A 19,919-nucleotide genomic window follows, 5' to 3' on the forward strand; every position below is an offset into this window, starting at 1 on the left:
GCCGATGGAGATATCCTGTTGCTGGCCTACCTGATTCTCGCCACACTCGTGGGTCTGACCGCTGGTGCCTGGATACAGTCTAAGCGCCCCTCGTCTGTTAAGAACTCACCGGACAATGCTTCTGAACCGTCAACTCCACCTGTACTGACGGCTCAGACAGATTTTCACGCCATTATCGATACCACTGTTGATGGCATTATCACCACTGACCACCGGGGAAACATCACCCTCTTTAACCCTGCTGCGGAAAAAATATTCGGCTACAACCAGTCTGAAGTTCTCGGCAAGCCCATCTCAATGCTGATGCCAGAGCCCTATCGCAGCCACCACCAGAACTACATGGATAACTACCTGCAGCGTCAGAAGCAGAATGACAGGCATGTCGGCTCCAAAACCCAGAGCGTAACGGACTCAGGCTCCATGGGAATGGGGCGAGAGCTGGCTGGCCTGCGCAAAAATGGTGAGCAGTTCCCTATTTATCTGGCGGTCAATCAGGTTAAGAACGAACAGGAGATATTCTTCACCGCTATCGCCAGAGATATCACAGTGCAGAAAGAGTCAGAGCAAGCTCTGCAAAAGATGACTGATTACTTTACCGCCGTGCTGCAGAACTCGTCGGAACTGATGGCAATTCTTGATCCGCAGGGGCACATCCTGGTCGCCAACAAAGCTGCGATGGATGTTATTGGCGGTGACAGTGATGCGGTCAAAGGCAAACTCTTCTGGGATACCCCCTGGTGGCATCACGACGAAACCCAACAGAAAATTGTCCGTGAAGCTGTCGAGAAAGGGGCTCAGGGCATTCAGTCCCACTTTGAGGTTATCAACGTCAACCGTGATGACCAGATGGTATGTATCGATTTCACACTAACACCGATCACCAATGATCAGGGTGAAGTGATTCTTCTGCTGCCGGAAGGCGTTGATATCACCCCGATCAAACTGGCAGATCAGAAGCTGGCTGACACCCTGTCTGAACAGCAGGTGATTCTGAACAGTCAGCCCAGTGGCCTGTTAAAACTCAGCGCAGACAACACTCTGGAGTTTGCCAACAACCCCTTCATGGAAGCCTACGACCTGCCTGAATCCCTTTGTGAGCCCGGCACCCCCATGCGGGAGGTTTACACCTATATGGCCGAACGCGGCGATCTGGGTGAAGGCGATAAGCACGAGCTGGTTCAGAATGCACTGGATAACCTGAGAGTGCACAGTTCCGGTAAGTTTCAGCGCTTTCTCGCCTCCGGCAAGGTTATCGATATCTACTGCACAGACACCAGCAATGATGGCCGGATTCTGACGCTGGTCGATATTACCGAGCAAACCGAATCCCAGAACCGTCTGAAGCGCATGATGGAGTTTAGTCCCGTAGGCGCTGCCATTATGAGTTATGATGGCAGTATTATTTACTGCAACGACCCCATGGTGAAGATGCTGCGCATCGATAAAGAACGGTTGCTGCAGATGAAAGCCTACGAGATTTTCCGTGACAAGGAAGATCACCGAAATCTGGTTACCCAGCTAAAAATTGAAGAACGTATTCAGGACTTCGAAGGTCGCCTGATGACAGCTGATGGCGAGATCCGCTGGGGACTGATCTCTGTTTACCGCACACTCTTTGATGGTCAGCCCGCTTACTTCACCTGGTTATACGACATCACCCAGCGAAAAGAAGCAGAACAGGCTCTGAAAGAAGCCAAAGAAGCCGCAGATAATGCCAATCGCATGAAGAGTGATTTTCTGGCCAATATGAGCCACGAGATCCGCACCCCCATGAATGCCATTATCGGCCTTAGCCAGTTAGCAAAAGAGCATGACCCGGAATCTGCTCAGGCGACTTACCTGACCACGATTCACCAGTCTGCGAACAGCTTGCTGGGCATCATCAACGATATTCTGGACTTTTCCAAAATCGAAGCCGGTAAATTCTCCATTGAACAAACCAGCTTTGATCTGGATGAGGTTATCGAGCATCTGGCCCGGATTGTCAGTCTCAAAGCAGAAGAGAAAGGCATCGAGCTTCTGTTCTCTTTCCCAACCAGTATTCCCCGTTTTCTGGTTGGTGACCCCTTAAGGCTGGGGCAGATCCTGATCAATCTATGCAACAACGCCATTAAATTCACCGACTACGGTGAAGTAATGGTCAGTGCCGAAGCTGATTTGCTGAACCACAATAAGGTCGCGCTGAATGTCGAGGTTAGCGATACCGGCATCGGCATGGATAAAGATCAGATTGCAGGGTTGTTCCGTCCCTTTACTCAGGCAGATGCCTCAACAACCCGCCGCTTTGGTGGTACAGGTTTGGGTCTTGCCATCAGTAAACACCTGACAGAAGCCATGGGCGGTCAGATGACGGTAACCAGCGTACCCGGTCAGGGCAGTTGCTTCCGCTTTACTGTGATCTGTGAACTTCAGACCGATACCCAGCAGAAACCTACCCGACTGGAAGAGCTGCCAACTCTCAAAGTGCTGATCGCCGATGACAATCTGCATGCCAGAGAGATTCTGCAAAAGATGATCGAAAGCTTTGGCTATGATGCCGATCTGGTCTGCAATGGTCAGCAGGCTCTGGATCAGCTCACTCGGGCTCTTAGCGATGGCTCGCCGTATGATCTGGCCTGTATCGACTGGCAGATGCCGGAGCTGGACGGCGTAGAAACCCTGGCCAAATACCATGAACTACCGGGAGCAGCTCATACCAAGAGTATTATTATCAGCGCCCACGGTCGTCAATCTTATGGCTGGCTGCAGGAGCAATCCGGTATTGATGAACTCATCACTAAACCGATGAATCCGTCCACCCTGTTGGACACCATCGCTGACCTGTTTGGTTATCAGCCTCCGGGCAAAAAAGAGCATCAGCATCAGGTGGCTGATCTGGAAGTAGAACTGGCTCGTATCTATGGAGCCGAGGTCTTAGTCGCTGAAGATAACCTGATCAACCAGCAGGTCGCCCGTGAATTACTCGAACAACGGGGCATGAAGGTCACGCTGGCGAATAACGGCTGGGAAGCGGTGGAATATCTGAGAAATGCCAGCTTTGATATCCTGCTGTGTGATATCCAGATGCCGGTAATGGATGGTTACGAGGCCACAAGGGTGATTCGTCAGGAGCTTGGTTTAGCTGAACTGCCCATCGTTGCCATGACCGCTAACGCCATGTCCGGCGATAAAGAACTGTGTCAGAAAGCCGGTATGAACGACCACATCAGTAAACCGGTTGATCCCGATATTTTAACGGCAGCTTTGGTACACTGGATTCCGGCAAAAGAGATTATTGAAGAAAACTACGAGATGAGTCAGCCCGCTGTTATCAAACCCGTTCCCGATCCAGTGGAAATCCTGAGCCCTGAACAGCTTTGGCTTCAGGATATTCCCGGCTGCCACCTTGAGCATGCACTGAAAAAAATGGGTGATATGCCGGATCTGATGATAGATCTGTTGAATGACTTTCAAAGAAACTATCAGGATATTCTGCCAACACTGGAATATCTGGTTAGCGATGCTCATAGCCAGAACGGCAGCTTTGATGAAGAGACTCTGAGAACCCTGCATACCCTGAAAGGCCTGATGGGCACCTTCGCTTTTGAGGAGGCTGAAAAAGCCGCAGAGGCTCTGGAAGCATCGGCCAAAGCCGGAGATACAGAACAGGCATTGCACAACCTGATGGAACTGACCCTGCTTCTGGGGCCTATTCAGCAATACCTGAGCGAGCACCTGTCCGAACAGGAAACGGATAGCTAAACCACTGTTCATCTCTGAATCAGTGGCTAATCACATCATCGTGGAGGCAGCAAAGGCTGCTTCCAGTCTTTCAATTTCCCACTCATCTTTTGGCAAACCAAGGCGAATACGTCCGGTATTACTAAAGACACGAATCCAAACCCCTTGTGCCGCCAGTCGCTGCTGTAATTTACGGGCAGCATCTTCGCCACCAGCAAGTACAAGACTGGCAAAGAGAGGTGTATAACAAAGCCTTAGACGTGTGCTGGTGCCTGCATTTGCAGCTCCGAAAAACACATCTTCCAGAAGACTTCTCAATGCAGTGCTTTGTCGGGCCAGCTTCTCCCGCGCCAGTAACTGCCATTCCTTATCCTGTAGCATCTGTTCCGTCAGCCAAGCAGTTACACCGCTAACCGGCCAAGGACCTGTCATTATCTTCAATTGCACAATGGTGCTTTCACCCGCCAGCACAAAACCGCTGCGAATACCGGCCAGCCCAAAGAACTTACCGATGGATCTCAACACAATCAGCGAGTCAGAAGCAGAATCCGCCAGACTTTGTGAGTCCAGTTCATAAGCATCCATAAAGGCTTCATCAAGGATTAAACAACCCGCTTTCTCTGCCAGAACCTGATGGCAGGCCAGAAGCTCCTCCCGAGAAAAAATCTGTCCCGTGGGATTATTCGGGTTGATCACCACCAGAACATCGCAGGCCTCTGCGCAACTTATAAGCTCAGCAGGTGCTTCTGCCCGATAACGGTAGACATCAAAACCCGCCTTCTGCCAACACCAGGCATGCTCCTGATAGCCCTCTTCGGGTACAGCCACTTTTTTACGGCTAGGCTCAAACCCTTGGCCGGTAGCCTCAAACCGGCGGGAAATAAGCTGAGGCAGAAGCTCGATGCCCTGCTGTGAGCCATTGACCGGCCAAAGATGAGAATGACCATAATAATCAGATGCCGCGTCCAGCAGAGACTCATAACCATCAGGCAGCTGGCTAAAGCAAGATTGCGGAATCTCTGGGATCGGCCAGGGATCAGGGTTCAGCCCAGCAGAGAGATCCAACCAATCCTCAACATGGGGATAAGCGGCTTTAGCCCTCTGCAGATCGCCACCATGAACCGGGGTTGTTAACAGAGGCAGCTTGTCAGAGAGAATAGACCTCGTCCCAGTTCTCTCCTCAGACCTCACAGCAGACCTCCATCAGATCCCCATACCACTAGCCATAAAGAACCCAGTGCGACCAGAGAACCAAACAGTAACCAGCTGAACATCACACGATCCACCAGTTTACGCACCGCCTGCAAATCCTGAATCTGAGGGTCATCCCCCTTCCCTAAATCAGGTCGGTCTTTCCACTGTCCATGATAGGTATCACCACCACCCAGCCTGACACCTAAAGCACCGGCACCCGCTGCCATTACAGGCCCCGCATTAGGGCTCTCCCAGCAGCCGCCCTGCTTGCGCCAGCAATAAAGTGCCAACCTAAAACCCTTTAAGCCATGGGGGCTGTTCAGAGCATAGAAGAACGCCGATATTCGTGCAGGTATCAGGTTCAGCAGATCATCAAACCGAGCCGCTGCCCAGCCAAAACTTAACAGACGCTCGGTTTTATAACCCCACATGGCATCCAAAGTGTTTGCCAGCCGATACAGTAAAACACCGGGAGCACCAGCGACTAAGAACCAGAACAGCGGGGCAAAAGCCCCATCACTGCCATTTTCCAGACCGGATTCAATCGCTGCCCGGGTGACCCGCACTTCATCCATATCAGTAGTATCCCGGCTAACAATCCAACCAACATAGAAACGCGCCTGTTCCAGATTGCCTTCCAGCAAGGGCTTTTCGATCTGCTCAAGATGCTGATCGAGACTCTTTGCTCCCAACGCAAAATAGAGCACACCTGCCTGAATCAGTAGATTCAGCACCAGTAAGTAACCACTACCCGCTTCAGGAAATGCAGAATTCAGAACCACAGCAAAAGGGATTACGATCAAACCCAGCGCCATCAAAAGGGCGATCACACCCAGGAAGCGCTTAACCGCAATCGACAGATATTGGGTCGAGCTCTGGCTATCAGCATTAAGGGCTTTTTCCAGCCAGCTGACCAAGCGACCGTAACCCACTAACGGATGCCAGAAAGGCACTTCACCAAAACGCCGGTCCAGCCACCAACCCAGCCAGAGGGCGAAAAAAATAATTTCCGGTGCGTACAGCGCCATGATGACTCCTGAATAAAACCTGCAAGGTGGCACATCTTCTCAACAAAGCTATACAGCCAAGCCTTGGCAGACGATTAAAAATTGCGCCGAGAAAAAATGCGCTATCATAGCGACTTTTTTCACTGTCGTCCTTTTCGTTCCTCTTTCAGGAGTCTGCACGCCATGACCAGCCAATCTGATGCCCAAAAACCAGCCAGCCGCTGCAAAACTCTGATGATTCAGGGCACCACATCAGATGCCGGTAAAAGTGCGTTGGTGACCGGTCTTTGTCGTTTGCTAGCCAGAAAAGGCATCAAAGTCGTGCCCTTTAAACCGCAGAATATGGCGCTGAACAGTGCCGTCACAGTGGATGGTGGTGAGATCGGACGGGCACAGGCGGCTCAGGCTCAGGCTTGTTTTCTCGAACCTCACACCGATATGAATCCGGTACTGCTGAAGCCTAATTCCGATACCGGCGCTCAGGTGATTATTCAGGGTAAAGCGATCACCAATATGGATGCCCGCATCTACCACGACTACAAGCAGGAAGCGATGAAAGCGGTGCTGGACAGCTATCAGCGCCTGCAGCAGCAATACGATGTGATTCTGGTGGAAGGTGCCGGCAGCCCAGCGGAGATCAACCTGCGGGACCGGGATATCGCCAACATGGGTTTTGCAGAAGCAGTGGATTGTCCGGTAGCGATTGTGGCAGATATTGATAAGGGCGGTGTATTTGCCCATCTGGTCGGCACACTGGATCTACTGTCAGAAACGGAACAGCAGCGCACCATCGGCTTTCTGATCAACCGTTTCCGTGGTGATATCGGCCTTTTAAAACCGGGCAACGACTGGCTGGAAGAGCGTACCCAAAAACCAGTACTGGGTGTGATTCCTTACCTGCACGGCTTATGTCTGGAAGCGGAAGACGGTATCAACGGTGCCGCGGATCAGAGTGACCATGAACAGCAGATTAAAGTAGTGGTGCCTGTGCTGCCACGCATCAGCAACCATACCGATTTTGACCCACTGAGAAATCATCCTCAGGTGGATTTCCATTTTGTCGCTCCGGAGGAAACCCCACCGCCAGCAGACCTTGTGATTTTGCCCGGCAGCAAAAGCGTTCAGGCAGATCTGAACTGGCTGAAACAGCAGGGCTGGGAAAGCTATCTGAATAAACACCTGCGCTATGGCGGCAAACTGCTGGGAATCTGCGGTGGCTGGCAGATGCTGGGACAATGGCTGCATGATCCGAAAGGTATTGAAGGAGAAGCAGGCAGTCAGCCGGGACTGGGCTTTCTGGCAACAGAGACCACTCTGGAACCGGAAAAGCAGCTGAAAAATGTTCAGGGTGTTTTAAGCCATGAACTGAACGGCGCGGATAAAGAGGGCAGGACAGAGAACAAAGCTATTGCTGTAACCGGCTACGAGATCCATGCCGGTGTTACCACAGGTAAAGCCCTGAGCCATCCTCTGGTACAGCTTGCTGATGGCACAACTGACGGTGCTCTATCAGAAGATGGCCAGATCGCGGGTAGCTATCTGCACGGCCTGTTTGATGAACCCGCAGCCTGTCAGGCAATTCTGAAATGGGCAGGACTTGCCAAACTGGAACACTTTGATATTCGCGCTCTGCATGAAAAATCGATCGATCGCATTGCCGATGCACTGGAAGCCAGCCTGGAGCTTGACCAGCTGCGCCAGCTGACCGGCATCGATTTCTAAAGCAGGTCAGCCGGAACGGGCAAGAGCAGGATCCAGTGGCAGCTGACTGTAACCAACGACACAGTTCCTGCCATTAGCTTTTGCCCGGTTTAATGCCTGCTCAGCAGCATCCATCATGGTACGGATCTCGGCTTCAGCTATCAGATAAGTACAAACACCAAAGCTCGCCGTGACCTGAAACTCCTGACCATTATCCGCCATCTCATCGACCATAACAGAACGCTGAGAGATACGAAGCCGCAGCCATTCCGCCTCATGCAGGGCTTCCAGCTCTTCCATTCCCGGAATCAAAAGGGCAAACGATTCCCCTTCCAGACGGGCGCTGAGCCCTCCTTCTTCCGACCAGCGGGAAAGTATAGACGCGATCTCCTTCATGCCCTGATCTGCTGCTGCCGGACCGTACTGAGCACCGATCTGCTTGTAACGATCCAGATCCAGAAGAATCAGGCTGACAGATTCCAGAGAAGCCTGAGGTTCTGTCAGACGGCGGCGGCTCTCCGCAAGAAAGCTGCTCTGACGCAACAGGCCGGTCAGGCCATCGTGGCGCTCAAGGTATTTCAGCTCCGAGGTCGCTTCTTCCAGCTGCTCTATCTTCTCTTTAAGCGCTTTGGTTCGAAGATCGACCTCAGCCTTCAACTGGTGCTGATTCGCCGAGATCTCCTGATTGAGGCCATCCAGATAAGCATGCTGTCTCGCCCGTTGCACCGCCAGCAGGAAGATCTGGGCAACAATAAAACAGACAAAGCCCATCGGCAGCCAGTACATACCCATCATCACCTGCTGGTAAATCAGCACGTCGTGAATCGCAGGTAGCAGAACAAACAACAGTGTCACCAGCAGAGCATTCATCTGTTTACCGAGCGCCTGCTGATCCCGATAACCGGAAACCACAGAAACGGAAGTTTCTTCTTTGCAACGCCACTTCAGCCAGCGACGATAGCTGACCATAAAGCCAAATCCCATAATCCCGAGAGCCAGATTGAGCAGCATCTGGGGGGACTCCAGTACAATCAGAACCGGCTCGGGTAACAAAAGCACGACAGGAACAAACAGCAGCAGCTGCAGGCGAATCATGATCAGATACCAGTTGGGAAAAGCGCCCTTATAACTCCCCGCCAACCAGAAAATCAGTCCCGGTAAAAACAGATGCTGGCTGACAATATTCAGGCGTAAAACATCGGACCAGAGAGGCTGATGTACAAACCAGCTGATCACGGTATAACCTTCGGTGATGGTGTAAATCAGAGTGGCAAAACTGAACAGTGCCAGCCCCCAGAGCCCTTTCTCATAACGGCGGCGCGCCTTCTGTTGTAACAACAGCAGCATACAACCGATACCTGCGATGGCAGCACTTAATGCCTGCAAAAGCTCACCCTGGGCAAATCGGGCTTTCATCTCTGACGCTTCGCCTAACAGCAGATGCCGCACGGGCCCTTCCGCACCACTGAGGTTGGAGACCTGCAGAATAAGCACCCCACGCCCCGTATCAGTCTGCAGGTCGGTAATTCTGTGCCCAACATAGGGCTGAAAGGTACGTAACTGATCACTAACCCGGCCACCTGAAACCAGAGAAGTGTTATTCCAGCTCAGATGGAACGCGGTCGACAGTTCGGGAACCATAATCGCCAAGGGCTGGGTCGGTAAACTGCGCAGTTCCAGCACATAAGTGGCTACACATCGGCTTAGTGCCTTTGTTTGTACAGAATCAGATGTATCCGTGAGCGCCTTATCACTACTTGTCTGATCCCTGCCTTCAAACATCCGCTGCTCATAACTGGTGTTAGGATTCAGCTCTGTGACGACACCTTTATGGGAAGAAACTGCACGATCCAAAGTCGAGACCTGACAATCGATAGGCGCCAACGGGAAGGGACGACTGGAAGGAATCGGCTGCAGAGACAAGTCCTCGAGCGTCAGAAGCTGACCGGGATATACCAGCCAGTCACCTTTGAGCTCAATGACAGGATTCAGATCCACCCGCCAATGCTTCAGATCCATTACCCCCTGACGCGCCTGTAGCGATGTTTCAGCTGAGGATTGTACAGAAGCGATGAAGCTGAAAAAGCTCAACACAAAGCACACCAGATAGCGAAGACTCATGATTAAACCTCCCTATCCATAGCTGAAGAAGGATTACGGCTTAAATGACGGTTTCGGTGAACGGCATCTGCTGCCCGTGCCAACAGGGCATGAAGGGCTGGCGGCGTCTCCTCTTTACGGGAAGGAGCGGCGGATGCCACACCTGTTGATACAGTACAACGATAGAAATTCTCGGTCTTAAGCTCAGCTGTCGTTTGCACCTGAGTGTTTTTTTGAGACTGTATTTTTACCGGAAAGCGCATCGCAGTAACTTCTTTACGAATCACTTTGGCCAACTCTTCAGCCTGCTCAACACTGCAACGCCCCAGCCAGATGATAAATTCATCTCCGCCATAACGGGCAGGAATACGGTCAAAATAACTTCCGCACAACTGCCTGAGATAGTCCGCCATCTCCCGCAGCAAGCCTTCAGCGAACTCCCGGCCATGCTGATCGACAATCAGTTTGTATCGGTCAATATCGATAATGATCAGGCTGTAACTCAAACGCGGCATCCGCTCGATACGTCGCTCAATCAGCTCCAGAAAGTGATGCCGGTTTAGTAGCCCTGTCAGTTCATCATGCCGAAGCAGGCTATTGGCCTCTTCACGGCGACGTTCCAGCTCCTCAGCGCGTATCTCAAGCTCCTCGGTACGCCAACGGATACGACCTTCCAGCTCTTCAGTAACCTCATTCAGGTTCTTGTTCAGGTCCAGAATCCGCAGCTGCTCCTGCGTGCGGTAAAACGTCAGAAAACCCAACTGACAGACCAGAAACACCAGTACCCCAAGACCGAGCAGATTTCTGCCATGTACCAGTTCAATAAAGAGCAGAAGATCGTGCAGAATGCCGCAGATCAGGGCCAATGCTCCAACAACCAGAATACGGATGCCAGAACGGTTGCGGATGACCAAACGAACCATCGCCCAGGCCGACACCCCGATGCTGACACACATAAAAATCAGCATGGGGTAAAGCAAACCGGTAAACAGAGAGCTTGGTGTCAGCAGGACAAACGCCGTCATTCCCAGAGATATCCAGGAAAGCCAACGAATCGCCTTACAATGAAGATCCTCCTTGTAGAGCGAAGCCAGCCAGTTGAGAAAGAGCGGGATCGCCGCAGCAAAACCGATATATTCCATGCGCACGGCAATCTGCCAGGGAAAGCCCGGCATCAGGGTCGCAAAACCACCTAAACCGGATGTGCCGATATAACCGGCCAGTACCAGAGAGAACAGAGAAAACCAAAGCAGCTCTCTGTGCTCCGGCACCAGATAAAATTCCAGCAAAATGAGAAAGCCTGCAATCACAGCCAAGCTGATCACCACACACTCCACCAGAATGTTAAAGCGGTAGTAATCGGTCCAGAACTCATCAGTAGCCAGTACCGGATTATCGTGAACACCGCCACGATTATGGCCGAAATTACTGACCTGCAGAGTCAGACGGGCGTTCTCAGGTAAAACACCCAGACGAACAATACGGTCACCGAAATAGGCCTCATGCTGATCAAGATCATCACTGGCGAAACCACCTGAGGCGATCTCCCTGTCATTCAGGAAAAGGCGAAAGCTGTTTTTGATCTCAGGTATTTTCAGGCCTAAGGCCGCCCCCTGAGGAATGCGCTTCAGCATCAGAGTGTAGGTCATGACATGGCGGCGAGGCTTTGGCGGCTGCCAGACATCAGGAAACCGGATCGGTACCGAGCTGGCCAGATTACGCTCCACCTCTTCAGGAGATAACAGCTGATCAGGAAACCCCAACCACTCAGCATCCAGAGACAAAGGGGCACTGGTGTTGGGATACCAGAACGCCAGACGCATCTCGCCATGCTGACCACTGATCTGAAGCTCTTTCTCCGGGAGAAAATCGATACGCAACAGCACAAAGGCCGCTGCCAGAAGCAGAAGAAGAAAAAGAATAAAACTATTTAAGAGGCCGCGATCCATACGAAACTGCTGCATACCTGCTCCTGATATTCCAGGTTCTGAGTTTCTGCCATCTGCATGAACACTAACAGGCACAGAAAGCACCTGCAGGACAGAAAACCGGCGCTAGGATAGCGCTTTTGGCTTGATTTAGTAAGCCTGCATATCTGAAAAAAACTGACGAAAAAGAACTATTTTTCCGAACCTTTCTTTTAGAGCAAAGATACAGAAAGCATACCGGACGTCTCACCACATTCTGATACAATCCAAGACCATTTAACCTGATGACTAACAATTATTAGTTCCATTTTTCGGAAACAGGGAATTATGCAAACACGAACGCTACGCTCCGATTTAATGCTTCTGATCACTGCTGCTATCTGGGGAACCGCCTTTGTTGCCCAGCGAGTCGGTATGGATTATGTCGGCCCTTTTACCTTTACCGCCTCGCGCTTTTTTCTCGGGGCACTGTCACTGCTGCCGCTACTGCTGATTCTGAAACCAGCTCCGGTCAAACCGGTTGAAGGCAAAATCCGACTGAATCTCTGGCAGGGTGGTCTGATTGCCGGTTCCTTCCTGTTCGCCGGAGCAACCCTGCAACAGGTTGGCCTGCAATACACCACCGCTGGTAATGCCGGTTTCATTACCGGCCTTTACATTATTCTGGTGCCGATTATCGCCCTTTTCTGGGGACAGAAAACCGGACGCAACACTTGGATTGGCGGCGTACTGGCTGTGGTTGGTCTCTACCTGTTGAGCATCACCGATGACTTCACCCTTGCTTATGGTGATCTTCTGCAGCTGATTGGCGCTCTGTTCTGGGCAGGTCATGTGCTGGTAATCGGTTGGTTATCACCACAGATGGATGCCCTGCGCCTTTCTATTGTGCAGTTCTTTACCTGTGGTCTGGTAAGCCTTGGCGTGGCGCTCTTTATTGAAGAACCAACCTTCGCCAATATCGGTATGGCCTGGCAGCCAATCGCTTATGCGGGCCTGCTCTCTGTGGGTGTCGCGTACACACTGCAAGTTTTCGCTCAGAAGACGGCTCCCGCGTCACACGCGGCGATTATTCTGAGTCTTGAAGCTGTATTTGCTGTGCTGGGCGGGTACTTCCTGCTGGGAGAACGCCTGGATATGCAGGGTATTATTGGCTGCGGTCTAATGCTGGCAGGTATGCTGATCTCTCAGATCTCAACGGGTAACGATTCTGAGAAAGGCTCAAAGAAAGAGCCTCAGGTTGAGATGCTGCACTAAGCCCTGATACAGAATCTTTGCACCATATAAAACGCCCCTTAGTCTACAAAGACTCAGGGGCAATTTTATTTGATCCGATCGGTGTTTCAGCCGAAGTATTCAGTAACGTCTTTCTTTTAAAACCTGAGGAATCCCTGCAGTAACAAAGATGACCTCATCGGCGATTTCAGCAATTCGCTGATGCAGTCGGCCGGACTCATCTACAAACCGTCGGGCCAGTTTGTTAGTAGGCACAACACCCTGCCCCACTTCATTACTCACCAGAATCAGGTGGCCATCGATCCCCTTATTAAGAAACGCCAGAAACTCCTGCTGTCGTTTTGCCAGAGCTTCTTCATCATCCAGTAATAACAGATTAGTCATCCAGAGAGTCAGACAATCGAGCAATACGCAGCCTTTCCCGTCACAAGCCTGAGACTGAATAACCGGAATAATATCGAGAGGCGCTTCGGTGGTTGGCCATTCAGCGGGGCGACTACTCTGATGGTGCTGTACACGATCCGCCATCTCATCATCCCACACCTGAGCGGTGGCCAGATAATGCACTGGCAAACCGCTATTGGCCGCCATTTTTTCCGCCAAACCACTTTTGCCGGAGCGGGCACCGCCAAGAATAAAACTAATCACATTTGTCTCTCTTATCCGTTTCTTTTACAGACAATAAACATTAACTAATCACAGCTCAGCCTATGATCAGTTATGCTCAAGCCTAAAGCTGAACTTAGTCAGCAACCCTTTGTCCAGAAGGTATCGGCTGTCACCATTTCAACCTGGAATTCGAATACAGCCCTCAGACAACGAAAGGATACACCCGTGAAAAATAAATTGATCGCACTTACTGGTTTTCTGTGGATGACTCTGGCTTTTCAGGCTCATGCTCAGTCACCGGAGCAACCCCATATTATCGTTCAGGCCGAAGGTGTGGAGTACACCCTGCCCAATCAGGTGACTCTGAGTCTGGAACTGGAAAATGTCAGTCCGCACCTGTCCAAAGCACGTGACAATGTTGAACGCCGTAGTGAACAGCTACTGCGCAGCATCCGTAAATTCAATCTGGATGACAAAGACATCGAAGCGGGTCAGATTCGTGTGCAACCTGAGTATCGCTGGGAAAATAACAAGCGTGTTCAGATCGGCACAAAAGTCAGCCGTATGATGCAGTTTAATATTCGTGATCTGAGCATCTATCCGGACGTACTGGATGCGATCTTCTCCGCCAAAGTCGACTCCATGGCACAGGTAGTCTTTTCCCACTCTCAGGCGGACGCTCTTCAGCAGCGTTCATTGGCAAAAGCGGTGCAGAACGCCAAAGCGAAAGCTGATCTTATGGCCAGCCAGCTCGGTCAGAAAATCGGTAAGGCTTATATGATCGAGGAAGTTGGTGCCGGTCGTCCAATGCCGGTGGCCCGCAAAGAAGTTATGATGATGGCGGATGCAGCCCCTCAGCCGCAAGCGGATTACCAGCCCGGTGAAGTCGCATTCCGCAGTCAGGTACGCATCGTTTTCTATCTGCGTTAACGTCAGTCTGCTCCAAAAACTAAATGCTGAAACGAAAAAGGCGCTTCCATCGAAGCGCCTTTTTTAGATCAGCGGTTTCGCTAAAACAGCCTTATCAGATTTTGGCCAGACCTCGGGCCAGATCTGTTTTCAGATCTTCCAGCGTCTCAAGACCTACCGCAATACGCAGCATACCGTCGGTGATACCCGCATCATCACGTTCCTGCTGACTGATACGACCATGAGTGGTTGATGCCGGATGAGTAATGGTGGTTTTCACATCACCCAGGTTAGCGGTGATCGACATCATCTGCGTGTTATCAACAACTGTCCAGGCCCCCTCTTTACCACCACGAACTTCGATGGACAGCACAGCACCAAAAGCGGATTGCTGCTTCTTCGCCAGCTCATGATCCGGGTGAGAAGCCAGACCAGAGTAGTTCACTTTAACCACCTGCGGCTGCTGTTCCAGCCATTCTGCTAGCGCCAGAGCGTTTTCACTATGGGCTTTCATACGCAAGTTCAGGGTTTCCAGGCCTTTCAGGAAAACCCAGGCGTTAAACGGACTTAGACTAGGGCCGCAGGTACGGACAAAACCGACAACCTGTTCCATATCCTGCTCGTTACCGACCACAACACCACCAACACAACGTCCCTGACCATCCAGATATTTGGTCGCCGAGTGAATCACGATATCTGCGCCCAGAGATAGAGGACGTTGCAGTGCAGGAGTACAGAAGCAGTTATCAACAATCAGCTTCGCGCCCTTTTCGTGAGCGATCTCAGCAATTTTAGCGATATCCGCCAGTTCACAGGATGGATTAGACGGCGTTTCCAGGAAGTACAGCTTGGTACGTTCCTGAGCAGCCTCAGCCCAGCCAGTATAATCCTGAAGATCCACGTAGCTGATGCTGACGCCAAACTTCTTCATATACTTTTCGAACAGGTTAATGGTAGAACCAAAAATATTGCGGGAAGCCACAATATGATCGCCCGCTTCCAGCAGCGCCATACAGGTGCTCAGAATAGCCGCCATACCGGATGCGGTACCGACCGCTTTTTCACCACCTTCCAGTGCGGCAATACGCTGTTCAAACATACGCACAGTCGGGTTAGTGAAACGGGAATAAACATTGCCCGGTACTTCACCGGAAAAGCGCGCTGCCGCTTCTGCAGCAGAACCGAAAACAAAGCTGGAAGTCGGATAGATGGCTTCGCTGTGTTCGCCTTCAGCGGAACGGGTCTGGCCGGCACGAACGCCTAATGTTTCCAGTCCCCACTCATGGGCATTGATATCAAAATCGTTCATAGGATGCTCTTTATTAGCTCTGGCGGCCCGACAGATGGTTATGCTGTGTTATGCCTGCGGACAGCGGGTAAAAGGTTCTCTGTAAAAGAGATAAAGCATGAGGAGAGGTAACGGGTAAAACGTAACAGCGGTAACCGATTGCTTTGATGCATCGGTTACCGCCAAAGGCTGACCTTAGTCGCCAGTGCTGTCGTTGTGCATATCGATCACAACGTCAACTTTAGGATTCGCATCCTGTTTAGCATCATCGTTACGCTCTGCGTCGATACGATCCAGATAGGCCTGATCGATATCACCAGTTACGTACTCACCATTAAATACTGAGCAGTCAAAACCTTCGATCTCAGGGTTCCCCTCTTTGCCGCACTCGATCAGATCTTCCAGATCCTGATAGATCAGCCAGTCAGCACCGATCTTCTCAGCCACTTCATCATCGGTACGACCATGGGCGATCAGCTCTTCCGCAGATGGCATATCGATACCATATACGTTCGGGTAGCGAACCGCAGGAGCAGCAGATGCGAAGTAAACATTCTTAGCACCCGCGTCACGAGCCATCTGAATGATCTGCTTACAGGTCGTACCACGCACGATGGAGTCATCCACCAGCAGTACGTTACGGCCTTCAAATTCCAGATCAATCGCGTTCAGTTTCTGACGTACCGACTTCTTACGCTCAGTCTGACCCGGCATGATGAAGGTACGGCCGATATAACGGTTTTTAATAAAGCCTTCGCGGAAGGTCACACCCAGATGGTGCGCCAGTTCCAGCGCTGAAGTACGGCTGGTGTCCGGAATCGGGATAACCACATCGATACCGTGCTCAGGACGCTCACGCTTAATCTTCTCAGCCAGCTTCTGCCCCATACGCATACGGGATTTATGGATGTGGATACCATCCATAATAGAATCAGGACGTGCCAGATAAACGTGTTCAAAGATACAAGGGCGTGGGTTTGGCTTGTCAGCACACTGCTGAGTGAAGATCTGACCCTGCTTGCTGATGTAGATAGCTTCACCCGGAGCGATATCACGTACCAGCTCAAAGCCCAGTACATCCAGCGCCACGCTTTCGGAAGCAACCATGTACTCAGTGCCCTGCTCGGTTTCACGCTTACCAAATACCGCAGGACGAATACCCAGAGGATCACGGAAAGCCACCAGGCCAAGACCGCTGATCATAGCGATAGCTGCATAACCACCACTGCAACGACGATGTACACGACGAACCGCATCAAAAATATCTTCCGGAGTCAGCTGCAGACCCTGCTTGCCCAGCTCGTGAGCAAATACGTTCAGCAGCACTTCAGAATCAGAAGTGGTGTTGATGTGACGCAGGTCGGTGTTGAACAGCTCTTCAGCCAGATCTTTAGAGTTGGTCAGGTTACCGTTGTGAGCCAGTGCGATACCGTAAGGTGAGTTCACATAGAAAGGCTGAGATTCCGCCTCGCTGGAAGAACCAGCTGTCGGATAACGAACATGGCCAATACCGATATTGCCATGCAGACGTTGCATATGACGGGTACGAAATACATCGCGCACCAGGCCATTACTTTTACGCAGAAAAAACCGACCATCCTGGCAAGTCATCATACCGGCAGCGTCCTGTCCACGGTGCTGTAGGACAGTTAGGGCATCATAAATGGCCTGATTTACACTGCTATTGGCAACAATGCCGACGATTCCGCACATCTAGTATCACCTCTTAGGGGGTTAGACTACTTCAAACAAAAAATTAACTGATCTGACTATCAACCAGGCCTGCGGCCTGATCTCTTAAATCTTCTAACATAGGAATAAACTGGGACTGACTCCACCAGCTCTCATCTTTCAGAGAGGTCAGGCTAACGACAGCTGTCAGTACAACCAGAATGGCAACGCCACGTATGCCACCAAATACAAATCCCAGAATCCGATCAAAACCGCCAAGGCCGGTTGCCGTCACCAAAGTTCGGGCAATTTTAGAAACCATAGAACCCAGCATCACAATCACGATAGCCGTAATCGCGAAGCCCAAACCTGTGCGAACCGTTTCACTATCCACATAAGGTACTAAAATTTCACTGACCTGAGGGCCGAACATTCGCGCAATCATAATTGCGGCCACCCAGGTTCCCAGTGCGATCAACTCCCGCACCATGCCGCGCATCAGCCCCAGCACAGCGGAAAGGATCAGAATTGCAATAATAGCCCAATCTACCCAGACCATAACGACTCCTTATCTGTTTTTCGGCAGTTCATTTGCCATTTATTCAGAGTGCCAACAGCCAACGAAATTGACAAAGAAGGTTGGCGGTTGATCAAGATTATCTACTGACGAACATCCGCCATAGGGTCATAACTGACCATCAGAGCTTTAATACCAAAACCACTTTTGAGTTTTGATTTAACCTCATCAGCCTTTTTCGGATCTGCAAAAGGTCCTGCGTAAACAACAAAATAGGGTGCGCGCTCTCGAACATAGGAGCGAATCGATTTGGCACGAATGCGATCACGTAGTTTCATCGCATTGGCTTCATCTTTGAAACTTGCGGCCTGCAGTGTCCAGGTGGCCAGAGTATGTCGCTCAGTAAGACCGGACTGCCACTGTTCACGCTCTGGTGCAGCCTTAACGATAGACGGGCGCTCTTCAGGCACAGGTTCACGAACCTTAATTTCAGGCTTAGGAGGAGGAGCCGGTATTGGCGTGGTGGTTTGCGGCAGCTGCGGGCGCTCACCACCATCCAGCATAATCGGCAGGAAGATGACCGCGAGGGAAAGCAAAATAATGGCACCGATGATCCGGTGTTTTAAGCCATATTTCACAGGTCTGATCCTTTCACACTTAGCTCAGGGCGATCCTGTCCACCTGCTTTCGTTCGGCTTAAACCTGATATCAGCATATCAGGCGCTAAGCCGCTCTTTCTCAGCCAGAACACCGGCTACGGTAAAGAAAGAACCGAAGACAAAGACAAGATCCTGGTCACAGGTTTCCTCTAAAATACCATCAAGGGCGGAGGAAACATTCTCGAAGCTGCGCATGTTATCACATCCCAAAGCGGAGAGGTGCGATTCAATGCGTTTCACATCTGTCGCTCTTGGACCATCCAGTTGGGCCAGATACCAGGCATCAAAATGCGGAGCCATAATGTCCAGTACAGACTCGATATCTTTATCGTCTAGCATACCCAAAAGCGCTACTCGCTTACCTTCAACCTGAGGCAGACGTTTAGCGACATATTCTGCAGCGTGAGGGTTATGAGCGACATCCAGCATAAAACGCCCCAGACGCTGCATACGTCCCGTTAGCTGTGCAGTAGCCAGCCCCTGATAAAGCGCATCACCGGCGATATCCAGTCCAAGATGCTGGATCACCTGAAGAACAGTCGCTGCATTATCAGTTGGCAGATTCACATTCGGTAGCTGCAGATACTGCAGCGTTACCTCGCCTTCAGCATTCAGCTGCTGCCAGTTCCAGCCCTGATCAGCTTCTGACCAGCGATACTGATAACCCAACTGATCGATAGAGCAACAACCCAGCGCTTCTGCTGTTTCCCGAACGGAACTCACAATCTGCTGAGAGCCAATAATCGCAGGCTTACCACTACGGAAAATACCCGCTTTCTCACGTCCGATCTGTTCAATATCCGAACCTAACCAGCTTTCATGGTCCAGCGCGATTGTGGTGACGACTGATACATCCGGATCGATCAGGTTCACCGCATCAAGACGGCCGCCCAAACCCACCTCCAGAATCGCAACATCCGGCTTCTGCTCAGCAAACACAAGAAACGCTGCCAACGTACCGAACTCAAAATAGGTCAGAGAGATATCACCACGGGCCTGCTCGATCTGAGCAAAGGCCTTGCAGATCAGCTCATCAGCAACCGGCTCACCATCAAGGGCGATACGCTCGTTGTAATGCAGAAAATGTGGAGAGGTGTAGCAACCTGTCCTGTAGCCACCAGCACGCAACACACTTTCAAGCAGCGCTACGGTTGAGCCTTTGCCGTTGGTACCGGCAACGGTGACAACTTTACAGGGAAGCGAAGTGATATCGAGTCGCTCAGCGACCTGACGCAGACGGTCAAGGCCAAGATCGATTTCAGTCGGATGCAGAGCTTCAAGATAGCCCAGCCATTCAGAAAGTGAGGCCTTATCAGCAGCAAACCCCTGAGAACCAGGGGTTTGCTTACCGGAGACCGAAGTACCGGATTGGGTGTTCATTGA

At 51.3% G+C, this 19,919-nt stretch carries 14 protein-coding genes; 4 read left to right on the forward strand and 10 right to left on the reverse strand.

Annotated elements, in window-relative coordinates; all coding sequences use genetic code 11:
- Positions 1-18: 18 nt before the first annotated feature.
- The gene (locus BV405_RS08975) at positions 19-3,741 is read left to right on the forward strand and encodes a PAS domain S-box protein (protein WP_086480522.1); all 3,723 of its coding nucleotides are present in this window, start codon (positions 19-21) and stop codon (positions 3,739-3,741) included.
- Between the two features lie 30 nt (positions 3,742-3,771).
- Here BV405_RS08975 and BV405_RS08980 read toward each other — a convergent pair whose 3' ends face one another.
- Together BV405_RS08980 and cbiB are read right to left on the reverse strand one after the other, a co-directional pair.
- Entirely contained in the window at positions 3,772-4,911 is a 1,140-nt protein-coding gene (locus BV405_RS08980; RefSeq protein WP_086480523.1) for a threonine-phosphate decarboxylase, read from the reverse strand.
- Positions 4,908-5,942, reverse strand: coding sequence for an adenosylcobinamide-phosphate synthase CbiB (cbiB, locus tag BV405_RS08985; RefSeq protein ID WP_086480524.1), 1,035 nt, complete (start codon positions 5,940-5,942; stop codon positions 4,908-4,910). Before cbiB ends, BV405_RS08980 begins: the two co-directional genes overlap by 4 nt.
- 162 nt (positions 5,943-6,104) lie before the next feature.
- Between cbiB and BV405_RS08990 the strand changes: the two genes are divergently transcribed.
- Positions 6,105-7,643, forward strand: a complete 1,539-nt coding sequence (locus BV405_RS08990; protein ID WP_086480525.1) for a cobyric acid synthase — start codon at positions 6,105-6,107, stop codon at positions 7,641-7,643.
- 6 nt (positions 7,644-7,649) lie between these two features.
- Here BV405_RS08990 and BV405_RS08995 read toward each other — a convergent pair whose 3' ends face one another.
- Together BV405_RS08995 and BV405_RS09000 are read right to left on the reverse strand one after the other, a co-directional pair.
- Positions 7,650-9,743: a GGDEF domain-containing protein gene (locus BV405_RS08995; RefSeq protein WP_086480526.1), complete on the reverse strand. Its 2,094-nt coding sequence runs from the start codon at positions 9,741-9,743 to the stop codon at positions 7,650-7,652.
- Between the two features lie 2 nt (positions 9,744-9,745).
- Positions 9,746-11,686, reverse strand: a complete 1,941-nt coding sequence (locus tag BV405_RS09000; protein ID WP_086480527.1) for a GGDEF domain-containing protein — start codon at positions 11,684-11,686, stop codon at positions 9,746-9,748.
- A gap of 291 nt (positions 11,687-11,977) precedes the next feature.
- Here BV405_RS09000 and BV405_RS09005 point away from each other — a divergent pair, with 291 nt between their 5' ends.
- Positions 11,978-12,904 (forward strand): DMT family transporter, encoded by a 927-nt coding sequence (locus BV405_RS09005; protein WP_086480528.1) that lies wholly within the window; start codon positions 11,978-11,980, stop codon positions 12,902-12,904.
- Positions 12,905-13,003: 99 nt separating this feature from the next.
- Here the strand turns inward: BV405_RS09005 and cobU are convergent, their stop codons facing one another.
- Complete coding sequence (gene cobU / locus BV405_RS09010) at positions 13,004-13,531, reverse strand: bifunctional adenosylcobinamide kinase/adenosylcobinamide-phosphate guanylyltransferase (protein ID WP_086480529.1); 528 nt, start codon at positions 13,529-13,531, stop codon at positions 13,004-13,006.
- Positions 13,532-13,717: 186 nt separating this feature from the next.
- On the opposite strand from cobU, the gene BV405_RS09015 reads away from it, so the two are divergent.
- Positions 13,718-14,422 carry an SIMPL domain-containing protein gene (locus BV405_RS09015; protein WP_176330098.1) on the forward strand — a complete coding sequence of 235 codons (705 nt, stop codon included), beginning with the start codon at positions 13,718-13,720 and terminating at the stop codon, positions 14,420-14,422.
- A 94-nt stretch (positions 14,423-14,516) separates the two neighbouring features.
- Here the strand turns inward: BV405_RS09015 and BV405_RS09020 are convergent, their stop codons facing one another.
- The 5 genes from BV405_RS09020 to folC all read right to left on the reverse strand — a co-directional run bounded on the left by BV405_RS09020 (position 14,517) and on the right by folC (position 19,916).
- On the reverse strand, positions 14,517-15,710 hold the full coding sequence (locus BV405_RS09020; RefSeq protein WP_086480531.1) for an O-succinylhomoserine sulfhydrylase: 1,194 nt from the start codon (positions 15,708-15,710) through the stop codon (positions 14,517-14,519).
- 174 nt (positions 15,711-15,884) lie between these two features.
- A complete protein-coding gene (purF, locus tag BV405_RS09025; RefSeq protein WP_086480532.1) occupies positions 15,885-17,402 on the reverse strand; it encodes an amidophosphoribosyltransferase in 1,518 nt (505 codons plus the stop codon).
- 43 nt (positions 17,403-17,445) lie between these two features.
- Positions 17,446-17,919, reverse strand: coding sequence for a CvpA family protein (locus tag BV405_RS09030; RefSeq protein WP_086480533.1), 474 nt, complete (start codon positions 17,917-17,919; stop codon positions 17,446-17,448).
- 101 nt (positions 17,920-18,020) lie between these two features.
- Positions 18,021-18,515, reverse strand: coding sequence for an SPOR domain-containing protein (locus BV405_RS09035; protein WP_086480534.1), 495 nt, complete (start codon positions 18,513-18,515; stop codon positions 18,021-18,023).
- Positions 18,516-18,593: 78 nt separating this feature from the next.
- Positions 18,594-19,916 carry a bifunctional tetrahydrofolate synthase/dihydrofolate synthase gene (gene folC / locus BV405_RS09040; protein ID WP_086480535.1) on the reverse strand — a complete coding sequence of 441 codons (1,323 nt, stop codon included), beginning with the start codon at positions 19,914-19,916 and terminating at the stop codon, positions 18,594-18,596.
- Positions 19,917-19,919 lie beyond the last annotated feature (3 nt).

Source organism: Oceanospirillum sanctuarii (assembly GCF_002150805.1).
GTDB classification, from domain to species: Bacteria; Pseudomonadota; Gammaproteobacteria; order Pseudomonadales; family Halomonadaceae; genus Oceanospirillum; species Oceanospirillum sanctuarii.

Coding starts and splice junctions, on each gene's coding strand:
- folC (WP_086480535.1), bottom strand. CDS start 19,916: ATGAACACCCAATCCGGTACTTCGGTCTCCGGTAAGCAAACCCCTGGT.
- BV405_RS08990 (WP_086480525.1), top strand. CDS start 6,105: ATGACCAGCCAATCTGATGCCCAAAAACCAGCCAGCCGCTGCAAAACT.
- BV405_RS09020 (WP_086480531.1), bottom strand. CDS start 15,710: ATGAACGATTTTGATATCAATGCCCATGAGTGGGGACTGGAAACATTA.
- BV405_RS09000 (WP_086480527.1), bottom strand. CDS start 11,686: ATGCAGCAGTTTCGTATGGATCGCGGCCTCTTAAATAGTTTTATTCTT.
- BV405_RS09030 (WP_086480533.1), bottom strand. CDS start 17,919: ATGGTCTGGGTAGATTGGGCTATTATTGCAATTCTGATCCTTTCCGCT.
- purF (WP_086480532.1), bottom strand. CDS start 17,402: ATGTGCGGAATCGTCGGCATTGTTGCCAATAGCAGTGTAAATCAGGCC.
- BV405_RS08995 (WP_086480526.1), bottom strand. CDS start 9,743: ATGAGTCTTCGCTATCTGGTGTGCTTTGTGTTGAGCTTTTTCAGCTTC.
- cbiB (WP_086480524.1), bottom strand. CDS start 5,942: ATGGCGCTGTACGCACCGGAAATTATTTTTTTCGCCCTCTGGCTGGGT.
- BV405_RS09005 (WP_086480528.1), top strand. CDS start 11,978: ATGCAAACACGAACGCTACGCTCCGATTTAATGCTTCTGATCACTGCT.